The sequence below is a fragment of the Psychrobacter halodurans genome (genome assembly GCF_017498075.1).
Classification (GTDB): Bacteria; Pseudomonadota; Gammaproteobacteria; order Pseudomonadales; family Moraxellaceae; genus Psychrobacter; species Psychrobacter celer.
Genome location: NZ_JAGBKN010000011.1, coordinates 22,117 through 36,788 on the forward strand (window position 1 = coordinate 22,117; position 14,672 = coordinate 36,788).

At 47.0% G+C, this 14,672-nt stretch carries 13 protein-coding genes; 10 read left to right on the forward strand and 3 right to left on the reverse strand.

What is annotated here, in order from left to right; genetic code table 11:
• Positions 1-27 precede the first annotated feature (27 nt).
• The 9 genes from pyrE to lpxC all read left to right on the forward strand — a co-directional run bounded on the left by pyrE (position 28) and on the right by lpxC (position 11,293).
• Positions 28-735 carry an orotate phosphoribosyltransferase gene (pyrE, locus tag J3491_RS06580; RefSeq protein ID WP_207969596.1) on the forward strand — a complete coding sequence of 236 codons (708 nt, stop codon included), beginning with the start codon at positions 28-30 and terminating at the stop codon, positions 733-735.
• A 112-nt stretch (positions 736-847) separates the two neighbouring features.
• On the forward strand, positions 848-1,819 hold the full coding sequence (gene gshB, locus J3491_RS06585; RefSeq protein ID WP_207969597.1) for a glutathione synthase: 972 nt from the start codon (positions 848-850) through the stop codon (positions 1,817-1,819).
• A 293-nt stretch (positions 1,820-2,112) separates the two neighbouring features.
• Positions 2,113-3,198, forward strand: a complete 1,086-nt coding sequence (murG, locus tag J3491_RS06590; protein WP_207969598.1) for an undecaprenyldiphospho-muramoylpentapeptide beta-N-acetylglucosaminyltransferase — start codon at positions 2,113-2,115, stop codon at positions 3,196-3,198.
• A gap of 97 nt (positions 3,199-3,295) precedes the next feature.
• Positions 3,296-4,735, forward strand: coding sequence for a UDP-N-acetylmuramate--L-alanine ligase (gene murC / locus J3491_RS06595; protein WP_207969599.1), 1,440 nt, complete (start codon positions 3,296-3,298; stop codon positions 4,733-4,735).
• 168 nt (positions 4,736-4,903) lie between these two features.
• Entirely contained in the window at positions 4,904-5,872 is a 969-nt protein-coding gene (locus J3491_RS06600) for a D-alanine--D-alanine ligase (protein ID WP_207969629.1), read from the forward strand.
• 405 nt (positions 5,873-6,277) lie between these two features.
• Positions 6,278-7,069 (forward strand): cell division protein FtsQ/DivIB, encoded by a 792-nt coding sequence (locus J3491_RS06605; RefSeq protein WP_075100450.1) that lies wholly within the window; start codon positions 6,278-6,280, stop codon positions 7,067-7,069.
• 240 nt (positions 7,070-7,309) lie between these two features.
• Complete coding sequence (gene ftsA / locus J3491_RS06610) at positions 7,310-8,602, forward strand: cell division protein FtsA (protein ID WP_198335354.1); 1,293 nt, start codon at positions 7,310-7,312, stop codon at positions 8,600-8,602.
• A gap of 275 nt (positions 8,603-8,877) precedes the next feature.
• The gene (gene ftsZ / locus J3491_RS06615) at positions 8,878-10,077 is read left to right on the forward strand and encodes a cell division protein FtsZ (RefSeq protein WP_075100743.1); all 1,200 of its coding nucleotides are present in this window, start codon (positions 8,878-8,880) and stop codon (positions 10,075-10,077) included.
• Positions 10,078-10,375: 298 nt separating this feature from the next.
• On the forward strand, positions 10,376-11,293 hold the full coding sequence (lpxC, locus tag J3491_RS06620; protein ID WP_172953121.1) for a UDP-3-O-acyl-N-acetylglucosamine deacetylase: 918 nt from the start codon (positions 10,376-10,378) through the stop codon (positions 11,291-11,293).
• Positions 11,294-11,591: 298 nt separating this feature from the next.
• Here the strand turns inward: lpxC and J3491_RS06625 are convergent, their stop codons facing one another.
• On the reverse strand, positions 11,592-12,107 hold the full coding sequence (locus J3491_RS06625; protein ID WP_100749987.1) for a DciA family protein: 516 nt from the start codon (positions 12,105-12,107) through the stop codon (positions 11,592-11,594).
• A gap of 240 nt (positions 12,108-12,347) precedes the next feature.
• Here J3491_RS06625 and J3491_RS06630 point away from each other — a divergent pair, with 240 nt between their 5' ends.
• Complete coding sequence (locus J3491_RS06630; RefSeq protein ID WP_075100453.1) at positions 12,348-13,076, forward strand: CHAP domain-containing protein; 729 nt, start codon at positions 12,348-12,350, stop codon at positions 13,074-13,076.
• Between the two features lie 123 nt (positions 13,077-13,199).
• Here the strand turns inward: J3491_RS06630 and J3491_RS06635 are convergent, their stop codons facing one another.
• Both J3491_RS06635 and J3491_RS06640 read right to left on the reverse strand, forming a co-directional pair.
• Positions 13,200-13,889, reverse strand: coding sequence for a DOMON domain-containing protein (locus tag J3491_RS06635; protein ID WP_207969600.1), 690 nt, complete (start codon positions 13,887-13,889; stop codon positions 13,200-13,202).
• Positions 13,890-14,199: 310 nt separating this feature from the next.
• Positions 14,200-14,511: a YhbY family RNA-binding protein gene (locus J3491_RS06640; RefSeq protein ID WP_207969601.1), complete on the reverse strand. Its 312-nt coding sequence runs from the start codon at positions 14,509-14,511 to the stop codon at positions 14,200-14,202.
• Between the last annotated feature and the right edge of the window lie 161 nt (positions 14,512-14,672).

Here is a 14,672-nt window from a genome sequence, read left to right on the forward strand (position 1 = left end):
GCCTTTTTTTGCCTATAGGAATATCTCATGCTAAATGCTGCAACTGCTGACGCCCAAACCGCCTCTTTTTCTTCTCATCAATTTATTCAGCTGGCGCTTGACAACCAAGTGCTTAAGTTTGGCGAGTTCGTCCTAAAGTCTGGTCGTATCAGTCCCTATTTTTTTAATGCAGGCTTGCTGGCGACAGGTGAGATGTTGTCTCTGCTGGCACGCGGCTATGCAGATGCTTTGGCGGCACAAATGACCGAGAGTGACGAGGTGGACATGCAAGAGCTGGTCATCTTTGGTGCGGCTTATAAAGGCATTCCTTTCGTTGCTGCCACCGCGCAAGCGTTGTGGCAGCATCACGGTATCAACGCCAAATGGGGCTATAACCGCAAAGAAGCCAAAACACATGGCGAGGGCGGTAACTTGGTGGGTGCAGATGTCAGCGGTAAGGCGGTCTGGGTGCTCGATGATGTGATCACGGCTGGCACAGCGATGCGCGAAGTGGTCGAGATACTCGAGCAAGCGGGCGCCAGCGTGGCAGGTATTATCGTGGCGCTTGATCGCAAAGAAAAAGGCCAAGGTGAGCACTCTGCTATCCAAGAGCTGGCCGCGACGCTAAACGTACCAGTACGAGCATTGGTCGATATCGACGATCTGATCAGCTACTTGGCAGCGGCAAACGGCCAGTACAAAGACGCCACCCAACTTGCAAAAATGCAGCATTACCGCGCGCAGTACGGTGTATAGTTGGTCATTATCGTTATAGTGACTGCTGCTCTGTGATTGACAGTATGCATATCGACTGTATATCAGTTATATATCAGCGCGCCTAAACCATCTAATATAAATGAGTCTTATTATGAGCCAAGAAAATCAAAAAAAATCCTTACACATACTGGTCATCATGGACCCTATCGAGCAGGTCAATTATAAAAAGGACACCAGCTTGGCGATGATGTGGGCGGCTCAAGACCGTGGTCATACGCTTGGCTATTGTCAGATTCATGATCTGTGGCTGGATCGCGGTCAGTTGATGGCCGATACCCAGCCTGTGACCGTCAAACGTGATCCGGCAGATTTTTATAGCTTGGGCGACAAGGCCACAGGCGCGATCAGTGATTTTGATGTGATTTTGATGCGTAAAGATCCACCGTTTGACATGCGCTTCATTTATGCCACCTATATGCTGGATCATGCCAAAGCGGCAGGCGTATTGGTGGTCAATGACCCACAAGCGATTCGCGACTGTAATGAAAAGCTGTTCGCCACTTGGTTTAGCAGCTATATGAGTCCGACGATTGTGACCAGCAAACAGGCACACATTCGCCAGTTTATCGCCGAGCAACAAGACGTCATCGTCAAACCCTTAGACGGCATGGGCGGCACCGGTATTTTTCGCCTGACCGCTGACAGCCCAAATATCGGGGTGACGTTAGAGATTTTGACTGAGCTTGAGACTTTGCCGATCATGGCGCAGCGCTACTTACCTGAGATCGCTGAGGGCGATAAGCGTGTGCTCATCGTCGATGGCGTGGTGGTTGATTATAGCTTGGCACGTATTCCAGTCAAAGGCGAGACGCGTGGCAATCTTGCGGCCGGTGGTAGTGGGGTGGCGATGCCGCTCACCGATATGGAGCGTCAAGTGGCAGAGGTCGTCGCGCCCATCGTCAAAGAAAAAGGTCTTATGTTTGTCGGGCTTGATTTGATCGGCGGCCGTATTACAGAGATTAACGTTACCAGTCCAACTTGTGTACGCGAGATTGATGACCAGTGTGGCACCAATATTGCTACAGATTTGATTATCGCAATCGAGCGCAAGTGTGCTGAATAAACAAAGCAGTAACGATAGCGTAATTTATTACTAAAGTATGTGCACAATGAGAAAAAAACCTTGTGCTAAGATGGGGCCGAAAAATGCGCCTCTAAGCACCCGCTAATAACGCCCAAGCCGTGATTTTTCATGGCTTGGATTTTTGTTATGAACTGTGCATAAAGTACTATATATCAGCCCATAATTTACACTATACTATGCCAGCTTTCGGCGGCTCATTTTGGACGGTGAGCCATGACCACGATAGGACAATAAGTGCTTCATATAAATAAAAAAAAGATAGGCAGGGGTTCATGAAAACACCGCATATACTAATGATGGCTGCTGGGACAGGTGGCCACGTGTTTCCGGCACTGGCCGTTAGTGAAGAGCTGAGCAAACGCGGCGCGGTGATTCACTGGCTGGGCACGCCCGCTGGTATGGAAAATCGCTTGGTCGAGCCGACAGGCTACCGCTTTCATGCAATCGATATGCAGGGTCTGCGTGGCAAGGGCGTTGGCCGTCTCTTAAAGCTGCCGGTGACCCTGCTTTCGGCGACGATGGCGGCTATCAAAGTGATTCGTAGCAATCAGATCGATATGGTGGTGGGTTTTGGAGGCTATGTCACCGCGCCTGGCGGTATTGCAGCGCGTTTGACCAAAACTCCACTGATCATTCATGAGCAAAACGCCATCGCTGGTATGAGCAATCGCTATTTGTCCAAGATGGCGACCAAGGTGCTACAAGCGTTTGAAGATACGTTTGCCAATAGCCAGCAGGATGCTAAGCTTGAGACAGTGGGCAACCCTGTGCGCAACGCCATTACGGGCGTCACAAAGCCTACTGAGCGTTATGATATCCACGACAGCACGCCCCTAAAGCTATTAGTAGTAGGCGGATCGCTGGGTGCACAAGCGCTCAACACCAATGTGCCCAAGGCTTTGGCGCTATTAGATCAGCCGTTTGATGTGCGTCATCAATGCGGCCGTAATAATGAACAAACAACGCAAGCGGCCTACGATCATGAAGATTTGAGTCAGCACACGTTTGTGGTACAGCCTTTTATCGATGACATGGCCGCCGCCTATAATTGGGCAGATGTCATCGTATGCCGTGCCGGCGCTTTGACGGTCACTGAGATTCAAAACGTCGGTATTGCGGCGATTTTTGTGCCATTGCCACACGCGGTGGATGACCATCAAACCGCCAATGCCTGCACGTTAACTGACCACGATGCTGCGATTTTATTGCCGCAGTCTGAGCTGACCGCGCAGCGCTTGAGCCAAGAGCTGGCGGCACTGGATCGCGCCACGTGTTTGGAGATGGCCAAGAAAGGCCACGCGCTTGCCAATCGCCATGCCAGCAAGCAGGTTGCTGATATCATTTGGCAAACGTTATAGTTTCTACCGTTGTCAGCGACAGGCGTTGAGGCTGATTGTCTTAATCCGTTATTTTGACTTACCCTATTTTATTTGCCTTTAACCAAGAGAATCTCTTATGTCTACCTCTGAAAAATCTCTACCCAAACGTTTGATCGAAATACCAGAAATGCGCCGTATTCAACATCTGCATTTTGTCGGTATTGGCGGCTCGGGGATGTGCGGTATCGCAGAGGTGATGAACAATCAAGGCTATCAGGTCAGCGGCTCTGATATTGCTGACAGTGTGGTGACGCGCCGCTTACAGCAGATTGGTATCGATATATCGATTGGGCATGACTCTAAAAACATCGCCAACGCCGATGTCATCGTTGTGTCCTCCGCGATTGATCGGAGCAATCCTGAGGTTAAAGCAGCGTTAGAAGCGCGCCTGCCTGTGGTGCGCCGTGCTGATATGTTGGGCGAGCTGATGCGTTATCGTCATGGTATCGCGGTTGCGGGTGCACATGGCAAGACCACCACCACCAGCTTATTGACCACGATGATGGCAGAGGCGCAGCTAGACCCGACCTACGTCATCGGCGGTAAACTCAATGCGTCTGGCAAAAACGCGGCGCTCGGTAGCAGTCGTTATTTGGTGGCCGAGGCCGATGAGTCAGATGCGTCGTTTTTGTCCTTGCATCCGATGGCGGCCATTGTGACCAATATCGATCAAGACCATATGGACACCTACGAAAACAGCTTTGATAAGCTCAAATCAGCTTATATTCAGTTTTTACAAAACATGCCGTTTTATGGTTTGGCTGTGGTTTGCGGTGATGATCCTGAGCTGTATGCGATGATTGACGATATTGGCCGTCCAGTATTGACCTTTGGGCTTGAGCCTTTTAATGATGTGCAAGCGATCGATGTGGTGAGTGAAGGCACCAAGACGCATTTCACCGTATTGCGCCGCGACCGCGAGCCGCTGCGTCTTACCTTAAACATCCCTGGCATCCATAACGTCTACAATGCGCTGGCCGCTATCACCATGGCGACCGATGAAGGCGTCGATGACGAGGCGATTACTCGCGCTTTGCAAAAGTTTGAAGGCGTTGGTCGCCGCTTTGAGCAGCACGCCGCTGTGCCTATCGATGAGGGCAATGTGTTACTCATCGATGACTATGGCCATCATCCAAAAGAAGTCGATGCGACGATTAAAGCGGCGCGCCAAAGCTTTCCGGATCGCCGCTTGGTGATGCTGTTTCAGCCGCACCGTTATACCCGCACACGTGACTGCTATGATGAGTTTGTCGAAGTGCTCTCAAGCGTCGATGAGTTGTTGTTATTAGAAGTTTACTCTGCAGGCGAAAATCCGATTGCTGGTGCTGATACCAAATCCTTAGCACGCAGTATCCGTCTGCGCGGTGAAGTCGAGCCGACGATTATCGATAAGGACAATCTGGCCCCTGCTATGCAGCGTTTATTAAAGGCCAATGACATGCTGATCACTCAAGGCGCTGGTAATGTTGGGCAGATTGCCATCGACTTGGCCGCAAACAACCTTTATATCCAGTAAGCTAAAAGACCTTTAGGAATTATCCTCATGACGATACAAACTCAGCAAGACACTCCAGATAGCCTAGCAGAGACGCTAAAACAAGATGAGCCTATCACTGAGGATAAAACCATTATCATCAACCCAGAGCCAGCCATCGCAGCAGCGGCACAAGCAGGGAAGAGCAGTATGGAAAACAAACAATCAACCAAAGAGCAGTCATCAAAAGAGGTGACCTCTAAAGTCAAAAATGCCAGTGAATTTGGTAAAGTGGCCGTTGTTTATGGTGGCAGTAGCAATGAGCGCAGCGTGTCGTTAGACAGCGGGGCTGCTGTCTTGCAAGCTTTGCAAAACCAAGGCGTTGATGCCACCCATTTTGATCCTAAGCACCAAGACATCACCGAGCTTCGTCAGTATGATCGCGTGTTTAATGTCTTGCATGGCCGCGGCGGCGAAGACGGCTTGCTACAAGGCGTGCTGCAATGGTTCGATATTCCGCAGACAGGCTCAGGTATTTTGGCCTCGGCACTGGGTATGGATAAAGTACGCACCAAGCAGTTATGGCAAGGGTGCGGCTTATCAACCGCGCCATTCTCATTATTGACAGCCGACACCGATTGGCAGCAAGTGGTCAATATGCTGGGTTTGCCGCTCATTATCAAACCGGTGCATGAAGGTTCAAGCATTGGCATGACCAAAGTCAACAATCTCGACGAGCTACCGGCCGCCTATGCAACAGCCGTGCAGTGCGGCGACGCGGTCATGGCAGAGCGCTGGATTACTGGTCGTGAGTTTACCATCGTGATCATCGATGACGAGGCCTACCCTGTGATTCGCCTTGAGCCTGCCGATATCACCAATTTCTATGATTTTGAGGCCAAATACAATCGCAACGACACCAGCTACTATATTCCTTGCGGCTTAAGTGCCACCGACGAAAAGCACTTACAAGAGCTGAGCCTTGCCGCGTTCCGTGCCGTCGATGCCAAAGGCTGGGGCCGCATCGATGCCATGCAGGATGAGGCGGGCAATTTTTGGCTGTTAGAAATCAACACAGTACCTGGGATGACCAGTCATAGCTTGGTGCCGATGGCTGCAAAAGCGCGCGGTATGGATTTTGACGCGCTGTGCTGGCATATTTTGTCTCAGACTGTTTAGCAGGGTTTATCAAAAGCCGTTTTACCCAAAAGTCTGCAAGGCATGAAAACGGATAATGTATCGCTAGCGCTGCTGTGTCATAGCTTCATGTAAACTTGTGTAAATTCATAGTCACTCTTTGGGGTTAGGCTATTGTTTGACCACAAAATACGTTAATATTGTAATTATTGGGTTGTTTTGGTGATATTTGTGTTTTTTATGATCAGCTGTCATAAGTCGTTCATAAAGTAAGAAAAATGTTACATTTAACAGAGCATGAGCGCACTATAAATGTCGTTTTTTCCCAAGTATTTGCTAACCTACTATTTCAAAGGTTTGCACTTAAACGGTTTGCAACATCGATGAGCCAATTTATATCAACAAACAGCATGAGCAATCTATGCAAATATAGGAAAAAAGGTCGTTATGGCTCAAACTGTCAACGAGGCAACTGACTTGATGAGTGATAAAACCCGTCGCCCGACCTCTAGTTTTCAAGTACCGACTTCGGTTAGATACTTATTTATGGTCTTGGTACTAGGTTTGTTGGTACTGATACTACTGATGGGCGGCAAGGCGCTGCGAGATGCCCCGCCAGCTGCTATTCATGTGAGCAATCAGGGCTTGACCGTGACGCAGTATCGTTCGCTCAGCCAAGTGATGAATCAGCAAAAAGTCAGTAGTTTTTTTACCTCTGATTTGCAAGCGCTCAGAGATATCGCGACAGGGCTGGCATGGGTCGATCAAGTGAGTGTCTCACGCGATTGGCAACGCGGCATCGTGGTGACGGCACTGCCCAAACAAGCGATTGCAAACTTTGGTACAGAGCGACTGGTCGATGCAAAAGGCGCGGTTTTTGTGCCTGCTGATAGCAAAGATCTGGCGCAAGAGGGTTTTGCGACGCTGCAAGGTGAGATATCACAAGCACCAGTCATCATGCAGCAAATGCAGCAAGTCAACGACTGGTATGCGCCGCTAGGTATACAGGTCGAGGACATCATCTTATCACCCAGAATGACGTGGCTGATTCGTTTTGATAATGGACTGCGAGTGATTGTCGATAACGAAAATACGGCGCAAAAACTGCTTAATCTGAGTCAATTACTGGCCAATCAATTAAGCGATCGCCGTGATGAGATACAGTCAGTGGACTTACGTTATAAAAATGGTTTTACCATCTCTTGGGATATCAGCGCGCCACCAGCGCGCTCATCGTAATCGGTGGTGATATTGAGTAAAAAATGATAAGAGCCGGCTCAGAAAGATAAGCATGAGCGGTCTTGCACAAACCTGATAAACAGCCAGTCATAGCGCACCGACAGATAGACGCTGTTTATTTAATACAAGTTTTTTATTTAGTACAAGTTGTTTATTTACTACAAAGAATATAGCGATGGTTTTAATGATTTAATGGAGACGTCATCTGCTCTCCTGTTTAGCGATAATTTGTCTGGTACCATGAAAAATACTGAAAATCTGGTTGTTGTCCATCTAAGCGCCACGGCAGTATATGTCGTGATAGGTAATGTCGTCTCTGCAACAGACATTCGCATACTGGGCGTGGGACAAGTTAAAAACAGTGATTTTTATCAAGGGCAAATCAAACACCGCGAACGTCTACAAGGCGCCATCAAACAAGCCATTCAAGAAGCCGAAGACACGGCCAATTGCCGCGTGCATAGTGTGTGGCTCACGCTTGCCACGCCAGAGCTCCTCAGTAGCAACAGTGCAGGTGAGGTGCGAGTCGAAGACGAAGTGGTCCGTGCCAAAGACATGGTGCAAGCCCTATCCAATGCCAAATCCCGCGATTTGTCGCCAGATTATTATCTGATGCATTGCTGCCAGCAGGGTATCTATGTCGATGAGCAAGACTTTATGGTCGATGATGCCATTGAGATGATGGCGCACAACATCACCGTAATGTATCACATGATGATGATGCCGGTTTCTAGTCGCCAAAATATCCAAAAACTCTTACAAAGCTGTGATGTCGGCATCGATCATATTGTGTTTGATGCGGTGACTAGTGCGGAATATAGCTTGATGAGCGATGAGCGCCAGCAAGGGGTTTGCTTGGTGGATATTGGCGCTAGTACGACCAGTATTTGTGTTTACAAAGAAAACAAGCTGATTTTTACCCATTGTATCGCCACGGGTAGCCATGAGGTAACGATGGACATTTCAGCAGATTTTGGCATCTCGATGATTGAGGCGGAAAAACTCAAAAAAACGTATGGTACCGTCGATGTCAATAGCGTCGATCCCAGCTCGTTTTTTCTTTTTAAGCCACAAGGCTCGAATGACGAGATCAATATCGGTACCTATAATCTGGCACGTATTATTGAAGCGCGCTATATACAGATATTTACCGAAGTGGCGCGTCAATTGCATGAGGCTGACCTAATCGGCTATATTGATAAAGGCATCGTGCTCACAGGCGGCGGTACGGCCATTAAAGGCATGATACCCTTTACCAAAAAGCTGCTCAAAATGCCGGTGGTGCTGACCAATACTCATCCTGCAATCAGCGCACACAATCATTTTGATAATGACGAAGCGTTTAGACAGCTCAATATCCAAGTGAATGATCGCGCTTATCAGACGGCATTTGGTACACTACTATATAGTCAAAGTGAGCAGTTTCGCCGCAGTGAAAAAAGCGAGCCTGAAGCCATCAAAAAAAGCCGTGTCACGGGCGTTTTTCAGAGCGCAGGCCAGCGTTTTGCCAATGTCTTAAAAAAGATACTATGACGCTGCTAAGTGCCACTGATGCTGTTGGGTCATGCTTTTAGTCGAGACACTCTGATATAGGCTTATAGAGGGGTGAGGCAAGAGCGAGACCGACAAACGATAGATTGAGCAGTAAATACCGTGCTAAGACGACATATTACGTCTTAGACAAACTATTTGGGCCATTTACCCTATTTTATTTAAATACATTTATATATAGTATGTCGATAGCGCGCCACATGAGTGCGTTACTACGTATCGACCATTACGCTATCTGCAACTGGAGAATCTTTTTTATGTTAAAATACACCATGCCAGATGATAACCAGCTTCAAAATAACGGCCAAGCAAGCTTCACAGTATTCGGTGTGGGTGGCGGCGGCGGTAATGCGGTTGAACATATGGTACAACAAGGGATTAGAGGTGTAACCTTCGTCTGTGCCAATACGGATAAACAAGCACTTGACCGTCTGACAGCGCCGCATAAACTGCAGCTGGGCGCAAAGACCAACCGCGGGCTAGGTGCTGGTGCCAACCCAGAAGTAGGCCGCGAAGCAGCAGAGAGCGAAGAAGAAGCCATCCGCGGCTTGCTTGAGCATTCAGACATGGTGTTTATTACCGCTGGAATGGGTGGTGGTACGGGTACGGGTGCCGCGCCAGTGGTGGCTCGTATCGCAAAAGAGATGGAAGTGTTGACAGTTGCTGTGGTGACCACGCCATTTAAATTTGAAGGTGGTAAACGCATCAAAGCGGCAAAGGCAGGTATCGAGCAGCTGACCAATTTTGTAGACTCTATCATTACCATTCCAAACGACAAGCTGATGAGCGTCTATGGCAATATCTCAATGCAGGATGCCTTTAAAAAAGCCGATGACGTATTATTGCATGCGGTTCAAGGTATCGCTGAGACCATCGCCAGCGAAGGTATGATTAATATTGACTTTAACGATATTCGCACCGCGATGACAGCCAAAGGTCACGCTATGATGGGAATTGGTCGCGCCAGCGGTGATGATCGTGCTCGTCAAGCCACAGAAAAAGCCATCAGATCGCCACTACTTGATGATTTACGCCTAGAAAATGCCAAAGGCCTGTTGGTCAACGTTATCTCCTCTGAGTCATTATCACTCGACGAGATGAGCAAAATCAGTGAAATCGTTGAAGAAATCACAGACATTGATGACGCGCATATTTTCTACGGCTCAGTGATCGATGAAAAGATGGGCGATGATTTGCATGTTACCGTCATCGCAACCGGCCTTACTTTAGACGAAAACGCTGGCAAAGAGCCGGAAGTGAAAGAGCAACCAGTACCATCTGTAAACAGTACTCAGCCTGTTGATCCTAACGTACATACCAGTGCGTTAAACAGTCAAAAGCAATCACAAGCGCAAATGTATCAAGACCATGCTGCCCGTGCAAACACTATACAAGAGCAGCCTAAGACCAAAACCAACAGTATTCAAGACTATCTAAAGCGTCAGCAAAACAAGTAGTTTGTCATACAGATTTTGTCTGTCATATAAGATATAGACAAAAAAGCCAGCATACATTGCTGGCTTTTTTGTGTCTGCTGTAGTTTACAAACCTGATCTAAGTGTTAAAAAGTATGACAGATTTTGAGATGTAGATACGGATATAAGAGAAAAAACAGACCACAGATGACGGCAAAAAATCAGTGATAAGTGTTATCAATCAAGGAGATAAGTAAATTAGCTACTTTTAACTATAGCGAAATAGGGGCGGGAAATGGTACACTATGGCAATTGTAACAAAATATGTGAGAAGACAGCCATGAACCAAAGAACCATAAAAACAGCGATAGCCGTTACAGGTACTGGTCTCCATAGTGGTCAGCCTGTTGACTTAGCGTTTCATCCGCAGCCAGTCGATACAGGTATTGTTTTCGAGCGCTCAGACATCGCCGGTAGCCAACCGATTCCAGCCAGTGCCTTTTTGGTACAAGATACCATGATGTCCTCCAATCTGGTCTTTGGAGGTACGCGCGTGGGTACAGTAGAGCATTTGCTTAGTGCGGTTGCTGGACTGGGTATTGATAATTTATTGATTCGCGTGTCGGCATCAGAGATACCTATCATGGATGGCAGTGCGGCGCCTTTTGTCGCTTTACTGCTGGAAGCGGGATTCTGTGAGCAAGAAGCACCCAAAAAATTCATCAAGATTGTGCGACCTGTACGAGTAAAAGTCGATGATAAATGGGCAGAGTTGCGCCCTTATGAGGGTTTTGAGTTAAACTTTGAGATTGACTTTGACCATCCTGCTATCGACAAAGACTTTCAGCATGCCCAATTGCAGTTCTCGACCCAAAACTTCATCGAGCAGCTCAGCTCGGCTCGTACATTCGGGTTTTTACGCGATATCGAAGCTTTGCGTCAAAACAACTTGGCGCTAGGCGGCAGTATGGACAACGCCATTGTCATCGATGATATGAGCGTGCTCAACGAAGAAGGCCTGCGTTTCAATGATGAATTTGTCCGTCATAAAATTTTAGACGCATTGGGCGATTTATATCTGATAGGTTATCCTATTTTAGGTCGTTTTAATGCCTATAAATCTGGTCATGCTCTAAACAATTTGCTGGTACGTGAGATATTATCCAATCATGATAACTTTGAAATTGTAACATTTGATGACAACGTAACTTGTCCGATCGAATATTTGCCACTCAATGGTTTGGCTGTTGAAGGATAAATACAGGAATATACACGAAGTATCGAAACATTTACGCAATATTACATAAGTTGCCCATGCTTACAGTCATAGAATATTCGTGTTTTTGAATATATTGTTTAGCTTACTTTAATAATTCTGTGCTAACCTAGACAATATAAAAGCTGTGGATAATTTTATAATCGTCTATCGCTTTCATTCATTATTTGAATGAAAGCGATAGACGATTTTTTTTGTTTGCAATATTACAAAAACCCAGCGTTCAAGGGATGATTTTCTGTTTTTGTTTACATAACTTTACATAGTAACGAGATGATTTTTAGTGATTTGCTAGGCGCAAAAGTGCTTTTTTGAGATTTTCATCAGTGGTGACATGCTCTGCAGCCTGTGATATAGTCCGCTTTGTGTTTTGGCTAAGAGCCTGATTTTTATTAGCTTTACGAGATTTTGATGAGGCCGCCGCTAGCCCTGAAGATGATTTTGATACATGATTTTCAGTAGAAGTATTGGCTACAATGACGCGAATTTGCTTGAGTTGTTTAAATGTAATTGACTGCTCATTAAGGACTTGCAAGTACGCGCTCTGTAAATAGCGAATATGGTTAGCAGCCGTCATTGAGCTGACACTGAGCACCAATTGCTCAGCAGTAAGTCCGACGACCCAGCAGCTATTGAGGATTTCCTCAGGTAGACAGTCTACCAGTAGCGCTTTTATCTCATTGGTCGCTTTTATATAAAACTGCATATTATCAGCAAGGGTTTGGGGTAGTGCGCTACCAGCAAAAGCTTGATGATCAATAAGTTTGGCAAGCCGATTGGGCTGTTTTTTTGACATCGTGATAACTCATCTAGTAGGTGACAAAAACGATATTTATCATAAACATGCTAACCACAGTATATAACAAGTGAGTGATGAGGCAGTTGACCAGACCAAAACTATCGGTGTGAGTCAGGATAAAAGAAGTGGTTGTGATAAGGATTTTATCATGTTTGCTTGATGTGAATATCCTCTAAATTAATTGATGCGTCGTCATGGATGACGAGCAATCCTGTATTAACCATAGGTAGTAAATTTATGAAACAAGCTTTATTAATTTTGTCAGTATTGGGAATGGGCATAGCACAGACGAGTGGTGCTGTCGAAACGACCTTTCAACCAAATAATACCTTGAGTCATACCGTCACAAACATCTCTACTTCTGTGAGCTACGGTTCTAGTCGCAATATCTATAGCACCAATAGCGGCGCCCATGTTTATAGTAATGATGAAATCAGTCAAGCAATTGACAACCTAAGTGCTCATGCCAAGCAAAAAGAATATCAACTTGCCTCGCTCACCAGCCGCCTCTCTTATGAGCAGCGCCAGCAGCAAGCAAGCCGTGTACCTGATAGCAACTCAGCCCCTGCCATTGCCGCAGCACGTGCTTCACGCGTGGCGTTGTCTAGAAGCTCTGGCTACTGTGCCCGCTATGTCCGTAAAGCCTTGCAATCAGCAGGCTATGAGTTTACGCCAAATCCTTCAGCGTATCAGTACGCCACGCGTGGCACGCTTGCCCAAGCAGGCTTTACCAAAATCAGTAATGACACACCGCATCAGGTGGGTGATGTGATCGTCTATGACCGTAGCTCAAGACGCCCGCACGGCCATATCCAGATTTTTGATGGTACCGACTGGGTATCTGACTTCCGCCAAAAAGGTATCAGCCCATACAGCGGTGTCCATAGTTATACCACATGGCGCGACTCACAATACGTAGATGATGCCTCAGATCGTGGTATCTATCTTGCCATGGCAGACAAATAATAATCTGTTTAGTAATCAGCTGATAGTGAGCTGATTTACCGGTTTTCTCCAAACTCAGTAATGCTCTTTATGACGTTACTGAGTTTTTTTATTTGTGTTGTCATAGCACGAAGCACACAACAGCTAAAGCACAAACTTGCACCAATGCTGGCGATTGTGAAAATCAGGCGGGGTAGCGTGAGAGGGCGCAAAATATAGCGCCGTTTTATCCACCCATAAGATAACGCAGGGGTGGAGGTGCTCAATCACGGTGCCATATACGGCGTATTGCTGATGCGGCAATGGCGTCACTGGTATATGCAAGTAACGCTCAAAATCAACTGAGCGGGCCAAGTTTACACCTGAGCTTGAGTTTACGCTCGATGTTGGCCAATCGAGCGTGGCACGGGTTTGTATATCTGTCATCAAGGCTGGCGGCGGCAAAGTATCTGGGTGCCGATAGCCATCAAACTGATACAGTGCGTAACGACCATCTGGACTAGCATTGATTTCGATATAAGGTACGTTTGCCTTTGCCATAGGAGCTTGCGGGATTTTAGCACTGATAAAGCACTCAAGGCAGGTCTCCTCCCACAGATAGTCTGCAAAACCGACCTTGTCTGACTGCCATACTGGCCACTCTAGTCGGTGCGCCATAGAGGGTGTGGGCATGCTGAGCTGATAATGAAGCTGTAGATAAAAAGGCGACGTCTTGCTGATGTCTGCGTGTACGCTCACGCGGATATCTGATAGCGCAGCGATACTGACACCTAATTGCTGCGCCTGGATGGCGAGGCTGTCGGTGGCTAAACGTAAATGAAAGACTTGGCTCATGATGTAATCACTGTTTTGATACGCACTAGTTTTGATAGGCAGTCTTTTCGATAGGTAGTATGAATACTGCGCGAGGTCTATTGCGCTAGGTCTATATAGTTATATCCTACATAAAAACTGCGGTGCCAGAGTGCTACCAGTATTTAATTTAGAGTAGATTGATTATATACCCATCATGCAAAAAACCGCGAGCAACATGCCGCGCGGTTTTAGGGTATAGCAGATAGCAGGCGTATTGCGGCATGGTCATACACAGTACGACCATTTATTTATCCGCACTAAATCCACACCGCCTTTTTGTACCGACATACTACTGGGCGTGACGAGTGAGATTAGAGAGTTTTGGATTGGCATTTGGGTTTTGGCGTAGTAGCAACGCCATACGACCGATAGAATGTACCAAAGTGGCGTTTGCCGCCGCCGCAAGCGCTGCGCCGATGGTATCACGTTCTTCTTTGGTGCCGGCCGGTAGTTTTACCTTGATGAGCTCATGATCTGATAAAGCGCGATCAATCTCTTCGGTGATGGTGGGCGTGATGCCTTTGTTGCCAATCATAACGATAGGCTTTAGCTCATGGCCGATGCCTTTTAGACGTTTGATGGTAGCGTTATCGAGTTGCATAGAATTCCTAGGTATTGATAAAAATAAAAATATTACCGCCAACGGCAGTGAGTGATCATTATAGATAATCTATGACCAACTTGCATGAGATCGGCGGGATTTTGCACGATTTTACGTGCCGAAAATGTTAAACTGAAGGTTTGACCACATTATAAACGCTA